Origin of the sequence: Streptomyces sp. NPDC020807 (genome assembly GCF_040641575.1) — a bacterium.
GTDB lineage: Bacteria > Actinomycetota > Actinomycetes > Streptomycetales > Streptomycetaceae > Streptomyces.
In genome coordinates this window covers 1-20,065 of record NZ_JBFADU010000022.1, presented here as the reverse complement: position 1 = coordinate 20,065, position 20,065 = coordinate 1, and the positions used below count along the sequence as shown (strand labels likewise).

Annotated in this window: 13 protein-coding genes; 4 read left to right on the top strand and 9 right to left on the bottom strand. The window is 73.5% G+C overall.

The window, feature by feature from the left end:
* The first annotated feature begins 313 nt into the window (after positions 1–313).
* Both AB0G79_RS26045 and AB0G79_RS26040 read left to right on the top strand, forming a co-directional pair.
* Positions 314–3,781 (top strand): M28 family peptidase, encoded by a 3,468-nt coding sequence (locus AB0G79_RS26045; protein ID WP_360810586.1) that lies wholly within the window; start codon positions 314–316, stop codon positions 3,779–3,781.
* 327 nt (positions 3,782–4,108) lie between these two features.
* Positions 4,109–4,543 carry a hypothetical protein gene (locus tag AB0G79_RS26040; protein WP_360810444.1) on the top strand — a complete coding sequence of 145 codons (435 nt, stop codon included), beginning with the start codon at positions 4,109–4,111 and terminating at the stop codon, positions 4,541–4,543.
* A gap of 101 nt (positions 4,544–4,644) precedes the next feature.
* On the opposite strand, the gene AB0G79_RS26035 is transcribed toward AB0G79_RS26040, so the two are convergent.
* Positions 4,645–6,051 (bottom strand): hypothetical protein, encoded by a 1,407-nt coding sequence (locus AB0G79_RS26035; RefSeq protein ID WP_360810442.1) that lies wholly within the window; start codon positions 6,049–6,051, stop codon positions 4,645–4,647.
* Between the two features lie 394 nt (positions 6,052–6,445).
* Here AB0G79_RS26035 and AB0G79_RS26030 point away from each other — a divergent pair, with 394 nt between their 5' ends.
* On the top strand, positions 6,446–7,588 hold the full coding sequence (locus tag AB0G79_RS26030) for a hypothetical protein (protein WP_360810440.1): 1,143 nt from the start codon (positions 6,446–6,448) through the stop codon (positions 7,586–7,588).
* Here AB0G79_RS26030 and AB0G79_RS26025 read toward each other — a convergent pair.
* Genes AB0G79_RS26025 through AB0G79_RS25995 form a run of 7 tightly spaced genes read right to left on the bottom strand, consistent with a single transcriptional unit; the run spans position 7,530 to position 14,907 of the window.
* Complete coding sequence (locus AB0G79_RS26025) at positions 7,530–8,744, bottom strand: beta-ketoacyl-[acyl-carrier-protein] synthase family protein (protein WP_360810438.1); 1,215 nt, start codon at positions 8,742–8,744, stop codon at positions 7,530–7,532. The genes AB0G79_RS26030 and AB0G79_RS26025 overlap by 59 nt on opposite strands.
* Positions 8,741–9,004, bottom strand: a complete 264-nt coding sequence (locus tag AB0G79_RS26020) for a phosphopantetheine-binding protein (protein ID WP_360810436.1) — start codon at positions 9,002–9,004, stop codon at positions 8,741–8,743. The genes AB0G79_RS26025 and AB0G79_RS26020 overlap by 4 nt, the downstream gene beginning before the upstream one ends.
* On the bottom strand, positions 8,977–10,110 hold the full coding sequence (locus AB0G79_RS26015) for a beta-ketoacyl-ACP synthase 3 (RefSeq protein ID WP_360810434.1): 1,134 nt from the start codon (positions 10,108–10,110) through the stop codon (positions 8,977–8,979). Before AB0G79_RS26015 ends, AB0G79_RS26020 begins: the two co-directional genes overlap by 28 nt.
* Complete coding sequence (locus AB0G79_RS26010) at positions 10,107–10,949, bottom strand: SDR family oxidoreductase (RefSeq protein WP_360810432.1); 843 nt, start codon at positions 10,947–10,949, stop codon at positions 10,107–10,109. The genes AB0G79_RS26015 and AB0G79_RS26010 overlap by 4 nt, the downstream gene beginning before the upstream one ends.
* Complete coding sequence (locus AB0G79_RS26005; protein ID WP_360810430.1) at positions 10,946–12,040, bottom strand: ketoacyl-ACP synthase III; 1,095 nt, start codon at positions 12,038–12,040, stop codon at positions 10,946–10,948. The genes AB0G79_RS26010 and AB0G79_RS26005 overlap by 4 nt, the downstream gene beginning before the upstream one ends.
* Entirely contained in the window at positions 12,037–13,893 is a 1,857-nt protein-coding gene (locus AB0G79_RS26000) for an acyl-CoA dehydrogenase (protein ID WP_360810428.1), read from the bottom strand. Before AB0G79_RS26000 ends, AB0G79_RS26005 begins: the two co-directional genes overlap by 4 nt.
* A 27-nt stretch (positions 13,894–13,920) precedes the next feature.
* A complete protein-coding gene (locus tag AB0G79_RS25995) occupies positions 13,921–14,907 on the bottom strand; it encodes an acyltransferase domain-containing protein (RefSeq protein WP_360810426.1) in 987 nt (328 codons plus the stop codon).
* Between the two features lie 426 nt (positions 14,908–15,333).
* Between AB0G79_RS25995 and AB0G79_RS25990 the strand changes: the two genes are divergently transcribed.
* Positions 15,334–18,627 carry a S8 family serine peptidase gene (locus tag AB0G79_RS25990; protein ID WP_360810584.1) on the top strand — a complete coding sequence of 1,098 codons (3,294 nt, stop codon included), beginning with the start codon at positions 15,334–15,336 and terminating at the stop codon, positions 18,625–18,627.
* Between the two features lie 145 nt (positions 18,628–18,772).
* On the opposite strand, the gene AB0G79_RS25985 is transcribed toward AB0G79_RS25990, so the two are convergent.
* A complete protein-coding gene (locus AB0G79_RS25985; RefSeq protein WP_360810424.1) occupies positions 18,773–20,011 on the bottom strand; it encodes a serine hydrolase domain-containing protein in 1,239 nt (412 codons plus the stop codon).
* Positions 20,012–20,065: the final 54 nt, after the last annotated feature.

Sequence of the window (20,065 nt, the reverse complement as noted above, 5' to 3'; positions counted from 1 at the left end):
GCCGTCGCCGCGGCCGCCGTGAAGCCGGCCGTGGTCGCGGCGGCAGGGCCCCGGCGGCCGCGTCCCTTCGCGGGATCGCGGAAGGTCTTCCAAGCGTCGTGGGCGAGGAACAGGCTGAGCACTTACCGTGCCGGAACCCCTCGCTCCTCGCGGTGCGAGGGGTGCGGACGGTGGGTCATAACGCGGGTCTTATGTCCGAAGGGATGGCCTCTGTTCGTCATGTCCACATCCATACTCGGCGGCAATGACACCCGAACCCCCACGATCGGAGTGGACGTTGCGACCCATCAGATGGACGGCGGCCGTGACAGCGATGGCGCTGTCCGCGAGCCTCGCCGGAACGCTCGCCGGAACCGCGTCGGCGGCGCAACCGGCGCCGGCCCAGAAGGACAGTCCCGTGACCCGCGCGGTCGCCGCCGCCGACCTGGCGGTCGACAGCGGTCTCGACGCGCTGGTCAACTCGGCCCAGGAACAGTACGAACGCCGCCTCGTCACCCCCTGGGTGAAGGACCTCTACTCGGTCTCCTACGAGCGCAGCTACCGCGGCCTGCCGGTCGTCGGCGGCGACGCCGTGGTCCTCGCCGACGGGTCCGGCAGGATCCGAGCCCTCCAGTCGGCCTCCTCCGTGCGCATCGACGTGGCGACCCGGCCGTCGGTCACCGCGAAGAGGGCCGAGACGACCGCGCGGAAGGAACTGGCCTCGGTCGACAGGGCCGAGAGCGGCCGGCTGGTCGTCCGGCTCAAGGACGACAAGCCGAAGCTCGCCTGGGAGACCGTGCTGCACGGCCGTACCGCGAACGCACCCAGCAAGCTCCACGTCTTCGTCGACGCCCGTACCGGTGCCGTCATCGACAGCTACGACGACGTGGTGGCGGGCACCGGCAACAGCAAGTGGAACGGGCCCGGCCCGATCACCATCGACACCACCGCCTCGGGCTCCACCTACTCGCTGCGCGACCCGAGCCGGACCGGCCTCAGCTGCGCCGACTACAGCACCAACACCGTCTTCTCGAAGTCCTCCGACTCCTGGGGCACCGGCAACCCCACGAGCAAGGAGACCGGCTGCGTCGACCTGATGTTCGCCGCGCAGAAGCAGTGGGACATGCTCGGCCAGTGGCTGGGCCGCAACGGCGTCAACGGCAACGGCCGCAGCTTCCCCGCCAAGGTCGGTCTGAACGAGCTCAACGCCTACTGGGACGGCAGCGCGGTGACCATCGGGCGCAACAGCGCCAACGAGTGGATAGCCGGGGTGGACGTGGTGGCCCACGAGTACGGGCACGCCATCGACTCCACCACCCCCGGCGGCACCAGTGGCCAGGAGGCCGGTCTCGGCGAGGCCACCGGTGACATCTTCGGCGCCCTGACCGAGGCGTACATCAACCAGCCGGCCCCCTACGACGTCCCCGACTACACGGTGGGCGAGGTCATCAACCTCCAGGGCCGCGGCCCGATCCGCAACATGTACAACCCGCCCGCCGTCAACAACGACCCGGCCTGCTACAGCTCGGCGATCCCCGGCACCGAGGTGCACGCCGCCGCGGGCCCGCTGAACCACTGGTTCTACCTGCTGGCCGAGGGAACCAACCCCGGCGGCGGCAAGCCCAGCAGCAGCACCTGCAACCAGAGCACCCTCACGGGCGTGGGGATACAGAACGCAGGCAAGATCTTCTACGGTGGCATGCTGCTCAAGACCAGCAGCATGAGCTACAAGAAGTACCGCACGGCGACGCTCAGTTCGGCCAAGTCGCTCGACGCGACCTGCGGCCTCTTCCTGAAGACGAAGGCGGCCTGGGACGCGATCAGCGTGCCCGCCCAGTCGGCCGACCCGACCTGCACCCCGAGCGGCCAGAACGACGACTTCTCGATGTCGCTCAACCCCTCGTCCGGCACCGTCCAGCAGGGCGGCTCCGCGACCACCACCGTCGGAACCGCCGTCACGACCGGCGTCGCGCAGTCGGTGACGCTGACCGCCACCGGCCTGCCCTCCGGCGTGACCGCCTCCTTCAACCCCGCGACGGTGCAGGCCGGACAGTCCTCGGTGCTGACCCTGACCGCCACCTCCAACGCCGCGCCCGGCACGTCCACGGTCGTCGTCAAGGGACAGGGCACCACGCTGTCGCACACCACCGACTACACGCTCAACGTCGGCGGAACCCAGCCCGGCAACGACCCGCCGGACGTCAGCGTCGCCAACGTGCAGGCGCACCTGACCCAGTTCCAGACGATCGCCTCCCAGAACGGCGGCAACCGCCGCGCGGGAAGCGCCGGTTACACCCAGTCGCTGGCCTACGTGAAGGGCAGGCTCCAGGCCGCCGGGTACACGGTGACCGAGCAGAACTGCACCTCCTGCACCTACCCCTCGAACAACCTGATCGCCGACTGGCCCGGTGGCCCCGACGACCAGGTCGTCATGTTCGGCGCTCACCTGGACGGCGTCTCGGCCGGGCCCGGCATCAACGACAACGGCTCGGGATCGGCGGCCCTCCTCGAGAACGCCCTCGTCCTCGCCCAGAAGAACCCGACGATGACCAAGCACGTGCGCTTCGCCTGGTGGACCGACGAGGAGCAGGGTCTCAACGGCTCCGCGTTCTACGTCAACCGGCTCACCTCCACGCAGCGCGCGGCCGTCAAGGCGTACTACAACTTCGACATGGTCGGCTCCACCAACGGCGGCTACTTCATCAACAACCTCAACTCCACCGCCGCCGCGCCCCTCAAGGCGTACTGGACCTCCCTGAACCTGGCACCCGAGGAGAACACCGAGGGCCAGGGCCGCAGTGACGACTACTCCTTCCAGCAGGGCGGCATCCCCACCTCCGGATACGCGGCAGGAGCGAGCGCCCGCAAGACCACGGCGCAGGCGCAGAAGTGGGGCGGCACCGCCAACACCGCCTACGACTCCTGCTACCACAGCGCCTGTGACACCACGAGCAACATCAGCGCGACGGTCCTGAACCGCAGCTCCGACGGCATCGCCTACGCCCTCTGGAAGCAGGCCGTCGGCACCACCACCCCGGCACAGGACTTCTCGGTCGGCGTGAGCCCGTCCGCGGGCAGCACGGCGCCCGGCGGGTCCGTCTCGGCGACCGTGAACACCGCCACGGTGAGCGGCGCCGCCCAGACCGTGGGCCTGTCCGTCTCCGGCGCGCCGGCCGGCGTGACCGCCACGCTCAGCCCGACGTCCGTCCAGTCCGGCAGTTCGTCGTCCCTCTCCGTCCAGGTCGGCGCGAGCACCACGCCCGGCACCTACACCCTGACGGTCACCGGCTCGGGCACCGTCAGCCACACCACCACGTACACGCTGACCGTCACGGGCGGCGGCGGTTCCTGCACGCCGCGCCAGCTCGTCGTCAACGGCGGCTTCGAGAGCGGCAGCAGTCCGTGGACCGCGAGCGCGGGAGTCATCACCAACGACTACCGGCAGGCGGCGCACGGAGGCAGCTACAAGGCATGGCTGGGCGGCAGGGGCACCAGCTACACGGAGAACGCCTCGCAGTCCGTGTCCATCCCCTCGGGATGCGCCTCGTACCGGCTCTCGTTCTTCGTCCACATCGACACGGCCGAGACCGAGAACGTCGCCTACGACGTGGCCACGGTCAAGGTGGGCGGCCAGCAGCTGGCGTCCTACTCCAACCTGAACGCGGCGGCGGGTTACGTCGAGAAGTCGTACGACCTCTCGGCCTTCGCCGGACAGACCGTGACCCTCGCGTTCACTTCCGTCGAGGACCAGTCCCTGCAGACCTCCTTCGTCCTGGACGACGTCTCGATCCAGGTGAGCTGAGGTACGGATCCTCTCCGCAACTGCCGTTGGCCCGGCATTGGTTCGCCAGTAGTTCGTTCCGGTCTGTGGGAGCACCGTCGAGGTGCTCCCACAGACGTGTGAGTGGTCCTTCGCCGACCGGACCGGCGCCGAGTGCGATGCCTCGTCCCGGTCATGACGGATCGTTTCGGACATTTGTCGGCTGATATCGGCAAGAGATGGGCGCAGACGCGTCATGGGGAACGGGGGCCTCGGGCGGGGCTGCCATACTTCGAACCAAGCAATGTGACATTTCACATTGCTCTCGCGCCGTCCGGTGCGGGCATCGCACGTGAGAGAGGCACTTCCGTGAAGCGTTCTGCCGCCGTTCTGGCAGTCACCGCAGCCCTGGCCGGCCTGGCCACCGCCGCGCCCGCCAGCGCCGCGCCCACCGGGCCGGTGGGCGCCGTCGTCACCTGCGGCAACCCGGGTGCGCCCGGGATCCTGCTCACCCGGGCCTGCGTCCGGGTGACCGGGAACCAGGTCTACCTGTACGGGGTGGCCACGAACACCGACCCGACCTGGCAGGCCCAGCTGGTCACCTTCCAGATCTCTGGCAACGTTGTCGGCGGCGCGCCGATCGCCCCCGTCGCCCCGACCGTCCTCGTGCCGCCCGGTGGCACCACCGTCGGCGGCATCACCACCACGGCGCCCTGCGGCGCGACGGTCAACGCCGGCTTCTCGGTGGACCAGTGGGGCTGGCCGCCGTCGGCCGCCACCGTCTCGGCCGTCGTGACCTGCTGATCCGTACCGCAGCGAGACCAGTGGCGGGCGCCGTCACCGCGGCGCCCGCCACTGCCGCGGTTCGACCGAGGGGTGCCGCCCCGGCCCGAGGGCGTGGGGGGTCAGAGCGGCTCGCGTACGCGTGAGGTGCGGGCCGCGCGGTCCAGCAGGGCGCGGGCCGCGGGGTGGCGGCTGTACGGGCGGAGGCGGCCGCGCATGTCGGCGAAGGCTCTGTCCACCCGGCTGCTGGACAGGGCGGAACGGTCGTCGAGGAAGCGGTGCCAGGCTTCCAGGGCCTCGGTGAGCCGGCGCGCGCGCAGGTGCAGGCGGGCGAGGTCGGCGAGGACCAGGGCTCGTGCCCGCCGCTCGTCCGCGGGCCGGTGCCGGACCGACGCGGAGAGCGCGGCCGCCGCGCCGCGTTCGTCACCGAGGCGCAGGCGGACGACCGCCTGCTGGTACAGGAGGGAAGCCTGGTGGTACGCGCCGACCGCGGTGTCCTGGGGGCTGGCCTCCCGTTCCATCATGGTCTCGGCGTGGGCCAGGGCCCGCAGCGCCTCGTGCCGTGCTCCCTCGCCCGCGTGGGCGACGGCGAGTTGCCCGTACACGAACGCGCGACGGAGCCGCGGTCCCGTCAGGCAGGCGGCCGCGCTCTCCGCGAGGTGCACCGCCTCGCGCCGGTGTCCCAGGGCGTCGGCCTGGACGGAGAGGGCCCGCAGCGCCACCGCGTAGTCGGACGGGGCCCCGTTCTCGGCTGCGAGGCGGAGCGCGACGAGGTAGTACCTCTGGGCGAGCCCCTGCAGGTCGTCGTCGAAGTGCATGAACCCGCAGAGGTAGGCGAGTTCGCCGGTGGCGGCCAGCAGGCGCCGCCGTACCGCCGGAGCGGCGGGCCGGTGCAGTCTGGGGCGTACGTCGGAGGCGAGGTAGGCGACGAGGGCCCGCCGGCCCTGCCCTCCGCCGAAGGTGATGTCCACGTGGTGGAAGACGCGGGCCATGGCCTCGATGCCCTGCACTTCCGAGGCCAGGAGGCGCGTGCCCTCCGGCTTCCCGCGCGGGGGGAGCGGGCCGGTCGCGATCTGCTCGTACGGAGGCAGGCGCAGCGCGGCGAGTCGGAACGGAGCGCCCCGTTCGGTTCTCTCGCGGTCGGGGGTGTGCCCGGTGGGCCAGGTGGCCGACGGGCCGAGGCCCGGCGCCGCGTCCTCGTCCCGGTCCTCGTCCCGGCCCTCGCCGAAGGGGTTCCGGCCTTCGTGCGCCGCGTCCTTCCGGCCTCGTTGCGCGGGGAGGAAGCCGGCGTCCGCCGGGGTCACCGGGCGCCCGAGCTTCCGGGACAGCGCTTCGACGACCAGGGCGGTGGCGTCGCCGCGGGGCCGTGTGCCCGACAGCCAGTGGGCCACGGTGGACCTGTCGTAGCCGAGGACGAGGCCGCTCTCCGCCGCGATCGCGTTGACCCGCGCGGCCAGTTCCGCCGCGCTCATGCCCGCCTCGCCCAGCAAACCGCGCAGCGCCTGGTTGGGGCGCCGGTATGAGGACACTCGCACCTCCTCGAACGGGGTCGCGACGGCGCCCCGGGTCTCCTGCGGTCAGGCTGCGGTACGCCTCTGTGTACAGACAAGCGCGCATTCGCGAGCTCCCCGGGCGCATTCAACCTGCGGGACGCCAGGGGCATATGCCAGGCGGCTTCCCCCGAGGTGGGGGACGCCGGAGGTCGCGACCGGACACGTGAACTCCCTTTTCAGCGGGGCCCGTCATTCATCAGACATGTGGACGAAGGGCTGATGTTGTTTCGAATGTGGCCGTGTCGACGGAAACAGGACAAGGAGAGGGGAGAACGTCTTATTTCGTATTTCCTGTCACGTAACGAGACGTCATAGCCTTGCCGTGACAGCTCGACGCGAGGCGGCAAGAGGAGCAAGCGAAAGCCCGCACATGAACCGCTCTCTCCAACTCCGCACGTTCCCCTCGTCGGTCGTCCGCCCGGGCGAGATCGTCGTGGCCCGTGACTTCACGATGCCGGGGCGCGGACGGATCACCTGCCCCGCGGGGGACGCGATCGCCGCCGACCTGCGCCGCCTGGGCGGAAGGGTCCGCCGCGGTCCCCTCCCGGTCGAGGACGCTCCGGGGCACGAACGGGCGACGGTCTACACGGCCTCCTACCTGGACCGTGCCGGCCGGGCCGTGGGTTTCGCGGTCGGTGCGCACCCGAACGAGGCCGGCCTCGCGTCGGACGCGGTGGCGCGGTGGGCCCGTGCCCTGCGCTCACGACGCCTGGTCACGGCCGACATCGGTCTCCCGTGCCTCTGCCTGGAGTCACCCCCTCCTGCGGGCACGGGGGTCGACCTGCCCCCGCAGGCGCGGGGCGGCCGGCCCGTACTCCCGACGCCCCCCGGACGCCCCACGCCGTGCCCCGCCGCGGCCATGTCCCTGGCGGACGCGCGTACCTACGCGGAGCGCGGCGACACCGTCGTCCTGGTCGGGGAATCGCAGGCCTCCGTCGCCGCCCTCGGGGCCGAGGGTCCCGGCCGCACGGTCGTGGTCCGCAGCGCGGTCGAGGCCGCCGCGCTCGACGTGCCCCGCCCGGAGCGGATCTCCTTCGTCGTCCAGCCGGGACTTCCCGCCGAGGAGGCCATGCCCGTACTCGCCGCCTTGCGGGAGCGCTTCCCGCTCCTGCGCGGCCATCACTTCGACGCCCTCTGCCTCCGCGCCTCGGACCGCACGGCGTCGGCCTCCGTCGCCAGTACGGGCGCCGACGTGGCGCTCGTCCTGGGGGAGCCCGCCGACGCCGACAGCGCTCGTCTGGCCCGGGCCTGCTCTCCCGCCCACCGCACGCGGATCGTCGACCGCCTCGACCAGGTCGGCCCCGGTCTCGTCGAGTCGGCCACGACCGTCGCCCTCGTCCCGGCCCGCACCGCCCCCGCCCGCCTCGCCGCCGCCGTGGAGCAGGCGCTGACGGGGCTCGGGCCGCTCACCGTGATCAGCCGTTCGGTGTCGTCGACGGGTCAGGAGTCCCCGGTCAGGGCGCCGCGAAGGCCAGGACGGTGTTGTGCCCGCCGAATCCCAGGGAGTGACTGAGGGCCAGCCGGACGTTCTGCGGACGGCACCGGGTGGTCACGATGTCGATGCCCGCGGTGGCGTCGTCCGGGGTGGTGAAGCCGGCCGTGGGCGGTACGAGGCCGTGGGCCACGGTCAGTACGGTGAGGGCGGCCTCGATGGCCCCCGCCGCCCCCATGGTGTGGCCCAGCGCTCCCTTGGCGGCCGTGACCGACGGCGGGCGGCCGGGATAGAAGTCCCGGATGACGGTGGCCTCCACACGGTCGTTGAGGGGCGTGCTGGTGCCGTGGGCGTTGACGTGGTCCACCTCGTCCCGCCCGGCTCCCGCCTTTCCCAGGGCCGCCACGGTCGCGGCCCTGAGGCCGGCCCCGTCGGGGTGCGGTGCCGTCGGGTGGTGGGCGTCGCTGGTGGTGCCGTGGCCGACGAGCAGGGCCAGCGGACGGGCCGCGCGGGCGGCGGCGTGCCGGCCGCGCTCCAGGACGAGCATCCCGCACCCCTCCCCGAGGACGAACCCGTCGCGGTCCCCGTCGAAGGGGCGCGACGCGCTTCCCGGATCCTCGTTCCTGAGGGACAGCGCGCCCATCCTGGCGAAGGCCGCGGCGCACAGGGGGGTGACCATGGCGTCGGTGCCGCCGGCGAGGGCGATGTCGCAGGCGCCGGTCTCCAGCAGCAGACCGGCGGTGATGAGGGCGGTGGCCCCCGACGCGCAGGCGGTGGACGTCTGCAGGGCGGGACCGGTGACGCCGAGTTCGAGGGCCAGGTGACCGGCGGCCATGTTCGGGAGGTAGGCGGGCAGGGTCATGGGGGAGACGGCCCCGTATCCGCCGGAGAGGAGTTTGCGGTGCTGGGTTTCGAGCGTCCCCACGCCGCCCGCCGCGGTGCCGACGACGACGGCCACGCGCGCCGCGTCCCAATCGGCGGGATCCAGCCGGGCCGTGGCGAGGGCCTCCCGAGCGGCGGTGAGCAGGAAGCGCGTGCCGGGGTCGAAGCGCCAGAGACGTCCCGGGCCGGGCTCCAGGGGCGGCACGCGGCAGGACATGGTGACCGGGCCGACGTTCAGGGAGGGGTCGGTCCGGGCGGTGGGTCCGCCGGCGCGCACACCCTCCCAGGTCACGTCCGCTCCGACGCCGGCGGGTGTCACGAGGCCGATGCCGGTGACGGCGATCGTGTCGCTCACCGCGCCGCCTCGCGTCCGGACGCCGGATCGTCGAGCAGAGAGGCCACCGAACCGGCCACCTCGTCGACGGTGAGGTCGGCACTCGCGGTGGAGTCGTCGAGAGCGATGTCCCACTCCTCCTGCAGGGTGACGTACAGCTCCACCACGGCGAGGGAGTCCAGGTCCAGTTCGCCGAGGGTGGCGCCGGGCGCGATGAGGTCGCGGTCGACCTCGAACTTGTCGACCAGCAGGGTCACGAGGTGGCGGTAGACGCGGTCCACGAATGGCTCCTTGAGAGGTCGGACGTGCAGAGGGGTGTGGTGTCCGGGCCGGCGGGCGGTCCCTCCGACCGGGGCACGGCGGCGGGCCAGTTCAGCGTGGCGGAGGCCCAGGTGAGTCCTCCGCCGAAGGCGGTGAGCAGGGACCGGGAGCCGGGGGCGACGGCCCGGTGCACGGCGGGATCGGCCAGGACCAGGGGGATGGAGGCGGCCGCGGTGTTGCCGAGTTCGCCGATGTTGCCGTACCGGTGGGCGGGCGCGATGCCCAGACGGTCGCCGACGGAGTCCAGGATCCGCTGGTTGGCCTGGTGGCCGACGAACGCCCGTACGCTGTCCGGCGCCCAGCCGGCCCGGCCGAGGACGGCGCTCGCCGACCGCGTCATCCGTCGGACCGCGTGGGCGTAGACCGCGCGGCCCTGCATGTGGAAGTACCGGGCGTCCGGTTCGGGAGGCGGCAGGTGGTGCGGGTGCCGGGACCCGCCGTACGGGACGGTGATGAGATGGCTGCCGCTTCCGTCGGCTCCGAGGTCGAAGGCCGTGACGGCTCCGGGATCGCGCGGGGTGCCGGGAGCCAGCAGCACGGCTCCGGCACCGTCGCCGAAGATCGGTGCGGTCTCCCGGTCCGCGGGGTCGACGATGCTCGTGTACGTCTCCGCGGCGATCACCAGCACGGTGGAGCACATGCCGCCGCGGACGAGGGCGGTGGCCGCGGCCAGGGCGTAGAGGAAGCCGGAGCAGACGGCCGAGACGTCGAAGGCGGGGATCGTGCCCAGGCCGAGCCGGTGGGCGACCGCGGGAGCGGTGGCGGGGCAGGGATGGTCGGGTGTGCTGGTGGCCAGCAGGAGCGCCTCGGGACGGGGGCCGCCTGCCGAGAGGAGGGCGGCCCGTCCCGCTCCGACGGCGAGATCGCCGGTGCTGGTGCCCGGATCCGCGTGCCGCCGGCGCACGATGCCGGTGCGGTCGCGGATCCACGCGTCGTCCGTGCGCAGGCTTCCGCGCGCGATGACCGAGTCGTTGTCGACGACGCGCGGCGGAAGGCAGGCTCCGATGCCGGTGATGACGGCGGTGGGTGCGGCCCGGGTCGTGTCGGCCGCCTCGTCGGCGCTCACGCCGCGGCGAAGGGGGACGGGGGCTTGGGGTACCCGGCCAGGCCGCCGTCGGGTACGGCGAGGCCGCCGTCGATGACGAGCGCGTGCCCGGTCACGAACGACGAGGCGGGGGAGGCGAGGAAGACGGCTCCTCCGACCACCTCGTCCACGGTGGCCCACCGGCCGAGCGGAACATGGCTGGTCAGCCAGTCGGAGAGGGGCCCCGCACCGCTGGCGAACGCCGTCATGTCGGTCCGGGTCCACCCGGGGCACAGGGCGTTGACGCGGATGCCCTGACGCGCCCAGCCGACCGCGAGGCTGCGGGCGAGGGAGAGCTGTGCGGCCTTGGTGGCCGCGTACGCCTCCATCATCGGCGTGCCGACGAGCCCGGCGACCGAGGACATCAGGACCAGGCTGGCGCGGTCCGAGCCCGCCAGGTGCGGGTGGGCGGCCCGGCACAACGCGGCGGTGGCGTTGAGGTTGACGGTCACGACCGTGTCCCAGTCCTGCTGCCGGGCGTGCTGCAGCGGCGCCAGCAGGGGGCTGCCGTCGTCCGCGGTGGGGAGCGTGCCGGCGTTGTGGACGACGATGTCCAGGCCGCCCCATGCGGCGGCCGCCGCGTCCACCAGGTCCGCCGGGACGCCCGGCTCGGCGAGGTCGCCGGTGAGGGCCACCGCCTTGCGGCCCCGGTCCTCCACCGCCCGTACGGTGTCGTCCAGCGCGGACCGCGTCCGGGCGGTCACCGCCACGTCGCAGCCCGCGTCGGCCAGGGCCTCGGCGACGGCCCTTCCGATGCCGCGGGACGCGCCCGTCACCAGCGCGCGGGCGCCGTCCAGGCGGAAGAGGTTCATGACGTTCATCGAGGGGCTCCTTCGGATGCGGGCGGGCGGGCGTGCGGGGTGCCGGTCGCGTCGGGTGCGGGCGAGGTGGCCGTCAGGGCGGGGACGGTGGCTGCCCCGCTCCAGGTGAGGAGGGCGCTGCCCCAGGTCATGCCGGCGCCGAACACGGCCAGCAGGACGCGGTCGCCCGTCCGCAGCAGGCCGCGGGCCGCGGCGCGGGCCAGCGCGTACGGCGTGCTGGCCGCACCGATGTTGCCGACCTCGTCGCCGACGACCACCAGCCGGTCGGAGGGGATGCCGAGGCCGGCTCCGACGCGTCTGAGCAGGACGGGGTTGGGCTGGTGGGCGACGACGCAGGCCACGTCCTCGATGCCGAGCCCGCCGCGATCGAGGGCGTCGGTGATCAGCCGGGGGAAGACGTCCGTGATGAACCGGCCGATGGTGCGGCCGTCCATGCGGATGCAGTGGGCGCGGTCGGCGAGCGTGGCCGGACTGGCCGGGAACCGACTGCCCCCGGCGGGGATCAGGACGCGGTCGGCGAGGGTCCCGTCGGAGCCGAGGCTGAAGTGCGTGAAGCCCTGTGAGGAGGGCACCGGCCCCAGGACGGCCGCGGCGGCCCCGTCGGCGAACAGGACGGCGGTGCCCCGGTCCGCCGGGTCGAGGAACTTCGAGTAGACCTCGACGCCCACCACCGCCGCGTAACGGATCTCGCCGGTGCCCCGCAGCCAGTCGTGCGCCACCTTGGCGGCGAACAGCCAGCCGGAGCAGGCGGCGCTGACGTCGAGGGCGACCGCGCGGGAGGCGCCGACCAGCGTCTGGATCCGGCAGGCGGTCGAAGGGCCCAGTTCGTCGGGGGTCGACGTGCCGCAGATCAGCAGGCCGATGTCGGCGACATCGACCCCGGCCGCTTCGGCCGCCGAGCGGACCGCCCGCGCCGCCAGGTCAGAGGCCGCCTCGTGCGGGCCGGCGACGTGACGCTTGAGCACTCCGGTGCGCTCGCCGATCCACTGCGCCGTCACGCCGGCGGCCTCGGCGACCTCGGCGTTGGTCCGTACGGTGGGGGGCAGGTGGGTGCCCATGCCGAGCACGCCGACACGGCGTTCGCCCGTCATCGCGCACCTCCTCGGGTCCAGGTGAGGGTGGCGCCCAGCGCGGCGTCGTAGTCGTCGGCGGCCAAGGGGGCGCCCACGACGTCCTCGGGATGGGCGAACGCCTCCCTCAGCAGGGGCAGATGGGGCACGACGGCGTCGCACAGCTCGTCGGCGTGGTCCGTCAGCGCCCGGACGTCCGCCGGCCGCAGCGTTCCGTGGGCGAGCAGGGAGCCCGACCAGCGGCGGGCGGCGGTGACGCCGTGCAGGGCCGCCAGCGGTCGAAGGGCCCGGCCCAGGTCGGGATCGCGTATCCCGTCCACCACACGCGCCACGTCCTCCGCCACCAGCGCGTTCGCGTAGAGCTCGCCGAGGACGCCCGCGTCCTCCAGCAGCGGGTTCCACGCGCCGAACGGGTCGCCCGGATCCGCGGAGCGCAGGCGTCCCGACACGTGCCGGGTCAGGCCGTCCTGGTGCCGGCGTGCCGTCGCGGGCCACCAGTGCGGGGAGCCGACCGAAGGAGCCCGGGGGACCGCCCCGGCCGGCGCCGCCTCCTCGGCGAGGGAGCGGCCGATGTCGTAGAGGATGAGCCGGCTGTCCCCGCCGGCGGCGTCGAAGGCGTGGTGGAAGCCGTGGTACGCGGCCAGCCGGTTCACGTCCAGGTGGCCGGAGAAGCCGCAGCGGCTCTGGCAGTCGGCCGTCACCCGTGCGGCCAGCCGGACCGCGACGGCCTTGTAGGCGGCCAGCGGACGGCTGACGGCCGCCCACGGGGTGAACCCCATCGGCTCCGCCCCGCCCCCGGCCGGCGCCGAGGCGGCGGCCAGGGACGCGGACCACACGGCGCGCGCCCCGTCGGCGGCGCACGTCAGGGCGAAGGCGTCCGCCAACGCCCCCAGCACGGCCCGCTGGTGCGCACGGTAGGCGAGGAGAGGGGCCCCGGGAGCCAGACTGCTCTGGGTACGGCGCTGTCGCGCGTAACCGACGGCCTGTACGGCCGACTGGCGTGCGGTCGCGGCCGCGACCGCGGGCATGGTCGCCCACAGCCCCTGCCCCACGCGCAGGGTGTGCTGCAGACGTCGCGGGCCGCCCCCGGCCGGGTCGTGGAACGCGCCGTCGCTCCCGAAGCCCGCGCCGTCGGCGAGCCAGTCGGCGTACGGCACCCGGACGTGGTGGAAGCGCACCAGGACGTAGTCGAGGGGCAACGCGCCCAGCCGGAGCGGCGAGGACACCTCGACACCGGACGCCAGTCCGTCGTCACCCGTCAGATCGACCACGAACGCGAAGACCCCGTGATCCTCACCGTCGACGAGCAGACGCGCGAGCACCACCGCGGTCTGGGGTACGTCCAGGGTCCCCGCGCTGCCGAACTTGGCGGCCTGCGGGTCCGGCGTGTGCAGCACGAACTCGCCGGTGCCCCGGTCGAATTCGGCGCGCGTCCGGGTCGCGAGGTGACTGTTGGCCTGCCCGGCCTCGGTGACCAGGTAGACCCCCTTGGCCCGCCCGGTCCGCAGGGCCTCCATCCTCCGCTTCAGCCGCTCGCCGGGCCTGTCCGCGAGCCGGACCATGGATCCGAGGCAGAGCGTGTGGTGGACGAGCGCCGCGAGGCAGAGGGAGGGGTCGGTCACCGCAGTCCAGGCGTGGGCCGTGGAGAGGCGCGCCGGGTCGTCGAGGACGTGGTCCGCCGCCGGGAGCATCTCGCCCAGCAGCCCCAGCCGGCGGAGCAGGCGGTCACCGGGCCGGTCCGCTCCTCCCGCGCCGGACCAGGAGTCGTCGGACAGCGTCTTGTGCAGCGCGGAGAGGAAGGAGGGGTCGCAGGGGCCGTGGAGGAGACGTCGGACCTCTTCACGGGCGGCCGTCGGCAGGGACGCGAGGGACATCGCTGGTTCTCCAGGTCGGGGGAGGGTTCACCACGGGAAGTCGGGTTCGGCGAGGGGGGCGTGGACGGGCGCGTCGGTGCACCCGGCCAGCACCCTGCGGGCACTGCAGGCCAGCGCGTCCCCGGTACCCGCTTCGAAGAGGACGGCCGGTCGGTGGAGGGCCACCCGGCGCAGGACGTGGGGGAGGACCGCCGGCCGGACCAGGCAGTCGGCCAGTCGTCGCGGCAGGTCGTCGTCCGGGCAGTAGCGGCGGCCGGCCACGGCGGAGTAGACGGGGACGCGGGCCTCGGACCAGGCGCGGGCGCGCAGTGACGCGGCGAACGCCTCGGCCTGCGGGCCGAGGGACGGATGGTGGGAGGAGAACGGCAGGCGCAGGCGTACGGCGGCCACACCGGCGTCCGCGGCCGCCTTCTCCACCCGCACCAGCTCCGGGACGGGACCCGACAGCACCACCGACCGGTCGTCGTTGACCACGGCCATGACCGCGTTGCGCGCCCCGGACCGCTCAAGGAGCCGGCAGGCGGAGACCTCGGAGCAGGAGAGCAGGGTGAGTCCACCGGCGCACGAGGCGAGCACGACGGAGAGGTCGTAGGCCGCGCGGGCCCCGTCGGAGAGGCTGAGTGCCCCGGCGGCGGTCAGTGCGGCGATCTCGCCGAAGCTCAGCCCGACGACGACCGCCGGCGGTCCGTAGGTTCCGCAGAGTGCCTGGTGGACGGCCATCGACGCACCGAACAGGGCGAGTTGGGCGGTGCCCGTCGGCGCGTTCGCGAGAGCGGGCCCGGTGGGCGGTTCGGGTCCGAGGAGCCACGGGCCGAGTCGCGGAAGACCGCAACCCACCGCGACCTCGTCGATCTCGAGGAACACCTGACGGACAGCCGAGAAGACGCGCTCCTCCGTGCGCGCCGCGCGCGCCAGCGAGCTGACGGAGAAGTCCCCCTGCCCCGGGAACAGGTGGACCGACCGGCCTCGGCCGGTGGAGCGGACCGTGTCGCGTGCTGCGAGGCTGGTGTGCATCTGACCCTTCCGACGGAGACGGTCCCGCGACGTGCGCGCGGGCGCGGCCTCGACGGACACGGGCTCGCGCGGGCTGCGCGGGGTCCGTGGGAAGGCCGTGCTCCGAGACTGTCCCGCCGACGCACTTTTCAGGGGCGCCACGGTTGACGAACTCGTTGAAAATGCCCGGATGTTGAACGCGTGCGGGGTGACCGCTCCGTCTTCGTACGGTCGAATTCCCGTCACAGAACGATCATTGAGTGTCCCGGAACGCCCTCGCCATACTTCAGGAATCCGGGGCGTACGCATGTCTGAACGTGCCCCCGTCCGGGCCGGGCCCCCGCCCGCCCGATTCGCTCCTGAGCAGGGGGAGTTTTGCGCACACCAGTACACAAGGCGTACGCGGTCACGGTCGCCGCCGCTGCCGCCGTGGCCCTGACAGCGGGTATGACCAGCCCGGTGTCGGCACGGGACGGCCGCCTCACCACAACGTCACCGGCCGACGGCAAGAACGCCGGGCCGGGCAAGAACGCCGGGCCGGGCAAGAACGTCCACACCGTCGTCCTGATCACCGGCGACCGGGTCCTCGTGGACTCCAAGGGCCGGGTCGCGGGCATCGAGCGAGCCAAGGGCCGGGAGGACATCCCCTTCTTCACCCAGGTCCGTGACGGCCGCACCTACGTGACGCCGCGCGACGCCCGGCGGCTCGTCGCCGACGGCACGCTCGACCAGCGGCTGTTCGACGTCACCGGACTCGCCGAGCCGGAGAGCCGCAAGGCCTACCGGGGCGGGCTCAAGGTGATCGTCGGCTACCGGGGAGCGGCGGCCCAGTCCGCCCGCGGCGAGGTGCGGGCCTCCGAGGGCACCACCGTCAACCGGACCCTGCCCTCCCTCGGCGCCGACGCCGTCACCAGCGCCGCCGACGGCACGGAGGCGCTGTGGGAGGCCCTGACCCGCCCCCGGGCCGACGGCTCGGCGGCGAGGACCTCCGGCATCGCGAAGGTCTGGCTGGACGGCGTGCGGAAGGCGTCGCTCGACCGCTCCACCGGCCGGATAGGCGCCCCCGCCGCCTGGAACCGCTCGCTCGACGGCACCGGCGTGAAGATCGCGGTCCTGGACACCGGTATCGACGACACCCACCCGGACCTGGCCGGACGGGTCGCGGCGGCACGCAACTTCAGCCGCTCCGCGGACACCGTGGACCGCGTCGGGCACGGCACGCACGTCGCCTCCACCGCGGCCGGTACGGGAGCGAAGGACAGCCGCTTCAAGGGTGTGGCCCCCGGAGCGCTGCTGATCAGCGCCAAGGTCCTCGACGACAACGGATACGGCAGCGACTCCGAGTCCATCGCCGGGATCGACTGGGCCGTGGCCCAGGGCGCCGACATCGTCAACATGAGCCTCGGCAGCACCGACCGGCCCGGGATCGACCCGCTGGAAGCCCACATCAACAAGGTCTCCGCGGAGAAGGGCGTCCTGTTCGCCGTCGCCGCGGGCAACCTCTGGGATCCCCGCCCGGGCACCGTCAACTCGCCGGGCACCGCCGAATCGGCCCTGACCGTCGGCGCCGTCGACGACGAGGACCGGCTCGCCCCCTTCTCCGCGCTCGGTCCCCGCAAGGAGGACCACGCGGTCAAGCCCGACATCAGCGCCCCCGGCGTGGGGATCACGGCCGCCGCCGCGACCGGCACCCCGGACCAGAACCCGCCGGGCTACGTCGGCCTGGACGGTACGTCGATGGCGACCCCGCACGTCGCGGGCGCCGCGGCGATCCTCAAGCAGAGGAACCCCACCTGGACGGGGGCGCAGCTCAAGGCGGCCCTGACCGGCTCGGCCAAGGGGAGCGCGCACTCGGTCTTCGAGCAGGGCGCGGGCCGCCTCTCCGTCGACCGGGCGATCGACCAGACGGTCCTCTCCGAAGGAGGACCGCTCCACCTGGGCCGCCAGCAGTGGCCCCACGACGACGACACACCGGTCACCAAGCAGGTCACCTACCGCAACGGCGGCACCGCCGACGTGACGCTCGACCTGTCGCTCGAAGCCCCCACCGGCGGCGACGGCCAGCCCGCGCCCGCCGGGTTCTTCACCCTCGGGGCGCCCCGGATCACCGTCCCGGCGGGCGGCACCGCCTCGGTGGACCTGACGGCCGACACCCGTGTCGGCGGCGCGGTCGACGGCTCGTACGCGGCCACGGTCGTCGCGACCGGGGCGGGCCAGAGCGTGCGCACGCCGGCCACGGTGGACCGCGAGGTCGAGTCCTACGACGTCACCTTCGAGACGGTGGGACGGCCCGACGCACCCGGCGCCGTCTGGGGCGCCGACCTGTACGGCTACCAGGGCCTCGCCTCGGAACAGCAGTTCCTCCCGGACCTGTCCTCGGGTTCCGCGACGGTCCGGCTGCCCCGCGGCACGTACAACCTCCAGGCCGACATGCAGGTCGACCCGGCGGACGCGCGCAAGGGCCTCGACCTGATCCACAACCCGCGGCTCACGGTGACCGGACCCACCACCGTCACCCTCGACGCCCGGACCACCCGGCCGGTGACGGTCGAGGTGCCGGACGCGGCCGCCCGGCAGACGCGCGTGGGGATGTTCTACACGGTCTCGACGCCCGAGGCCGGGTACGCCCAGGGCTTCGACGTGCGGAGCTTCGACAACGTCCGCACGGCACGGCAGGGCTCGGTGGGAGCGGACGCCACCCTCACCGAGCAGTGGTCGGCCCGCTGGGAGCAGGGCACGAGCGTGTACCAGACCCTCGCGGGCGGCACGGTCGGGGAACTCTCCACCGGCTACGAGAAGGTCTACACGGCCAAGGACCTCGCCCTGGTCAAGATAGGTTTCGGGGCGTCCGCGCCCGGCATGGCCGGAGCGCTCTCGGCGGAGGGCTCGCTGCCGGACGCGGGCGGATTCGTCGACTTCTACCCCTCCCACCCGGCGCCGGGCACCCAGAAGTTGTACCTGAGCACGGACGACGGGATCGGCTGGAGCGTCAACGCGCTCGTCCTGGGCGAGGCGGACGCCGACGGCGGTCGGCCCATCGACGTGGCGTACTCCCTCGGCGCCGAGCTACGGCTGAAGCCGGGGTCCACGTACACCAGGACCGTCAACGTCGGTGTGGTCGGACCGCGGATGGAGCCGGGCGAGGGGATCGTCCGCTCCGGCGACGACCTCTACGGCACGTTCACCATGGTCGGCGACGGCGCGGGCAACTACGGCAACGCCCGCTACACCAGCGCGACCACCACCGTCCACCGCAACGGCGTGCTGTACGCCCGGAAGGACGGCGCCGTCGACCGGGAGAGCTTCACGCTGCCGGCCGAGTCCGGGACGTACACGGTGGCGACGACGGTCCACCGCGACCCGAGGCACAACCGCACCGGCACGCGCGTCGACGCCTCGTGGACCTTCACCTCGGCCCGCGGCGCCGACGACCCGGTGGAACTGCCGGTCTCCACGGTCCGCTTCCGGCCGAAGCTCGCCCCGGACTCCACCGCCCCGGCGGGCGTCCTCCAGACCTTCCCCGTGGTCGTGCAGGGCGCGGCGGCCGGAGCCCAGCTCAAGACCCTGCGGGTCCAGGTCTCGTACGACGGCCTGAACTGGCGGCCCGTCCCGGTCGTCGCGGGCAGGATCACCCTGCGCGCGCCGGAGAAGGGCAAGGCGCTCTCCCTGAAGGCCGTCGTCACCGACAAGCAGGACAACCGGTCGACGGTCACCGTCCACAACGCCTTCCTCGGCAGGTGAACCCCGCCGCACAGGCGGCACCACCATTGAGCCGGCCCGGCGTCACCCATCCCCCTGGGTGGCGCCGGGCCTCCGCGCGTCCCGCGCGCGTGGCCGTGGCCGGGTCCGTGCCCGCGTCAGTGCCCGAGCCCCAGCGGTGCCCGCCTCAGCCGAAGTCGGGGATGGGGTGCCGGGGGGCGAGGGCGGCGGCGATGCGCTGGGCGATCAGGTGCGCGGAGTGCCCGTCGGCCGCCGCGGGGTCCCGCGTGGTCGAGACGGCGATGGCCAGGCGCTCGGAGGGGAGGTACGCCTGGGAGGCCGAGTAGCCGAAGAACAGGGGGTGCTGGGCGACCCAGTCGCCGAGGACGAGGACGCCCAGGCCGTAGTGGGTCTTCCTGGTCTGGGCGATGCAGACGGTCGCGGGGCAGTCGCGGGTGGCGTGGCCGAGGCCCACCGTCCCGGGGTCGAGGAACTGGCGGTAGGAGGCCGGGGAGAGCAGTTCGCCGGAGCCGATCCCGGCGGCCGAGCGGGCCAGGTCGCAGATGTCGGTGGTCTGGACGGCCCCGGGGGCGGTGGTCCACGAAGGGTTCCAGAAGGTGGACTCCTCGTACGTCCCCCGGTCGGTGGTGAAGGCGTGCAGGACGGGTGCCGGGATGTCCGGTGTGAAGGCGTTGCGGGTCTCGCGCAGTCCGAGCGGCCCCGTGACCTCCTGGCGGAGCAGCCGGTCGAGGCGGGTTCCGGTGATCTTCTCCAGAGCGGCGCCGAGGAGGACGAAGTTGGCGTGCGAGTAGTTCCAGTTGGTGCCGGGCCGGTACCACCGCTTCTCGCGCGTGGAGAGCCCGACCACTTCCTTCGCCGTCCACTGGCGGAACGGGTCGGCTGCGACGGCCTTCTGGAAGCCGGGGAGGCGGACGTAGTCGGCGAGCCCCGTCGTCGAGGCGGCGAGCATGCGCAGCGTGATCCGCTCGCCCTGCGGCAGGTCGGGCAGCCAGCGTGCGACGGGGGCGTCGAGGTCGACCCTGCCCTGGTCGACGAGGCGCAGGAGGGCCGCCCCCATGTAGCTGATCGCGATGTTGCCGTTGCGGAAGTGCATGGCGGGGTCGGCGGGGACCCCCGTCATCGAGTCGCCGAGCGCGGCGGTCACGAGCTCGCGGCCGTCGACGGTCACCCGCAGGATCACGGACTTGAGGTGCAGGTCCGCCGCGGCGCGTTCGGCGATGCGGAGGACCTCGCGGGCCGGTCCGCGCCCGGGCGTACGGGAGGCGGAGCACCTGCGGCCGTCGCCCTCGCCCGGGGTACCGCCGGTCGCCGGGGTCGTGGCGCCGAGGGCGAGGAGAGCGGTGAGCGCGGCGACGAGCGTGCGGCGCCGGCGCGCGGCGGAGCGGGCACGGGGGGCTGGTGTCATGGCCGGAGTATCGGCCCGCCACGCGCGCGTGGCGGGCCCCCCGCCGGGGACACA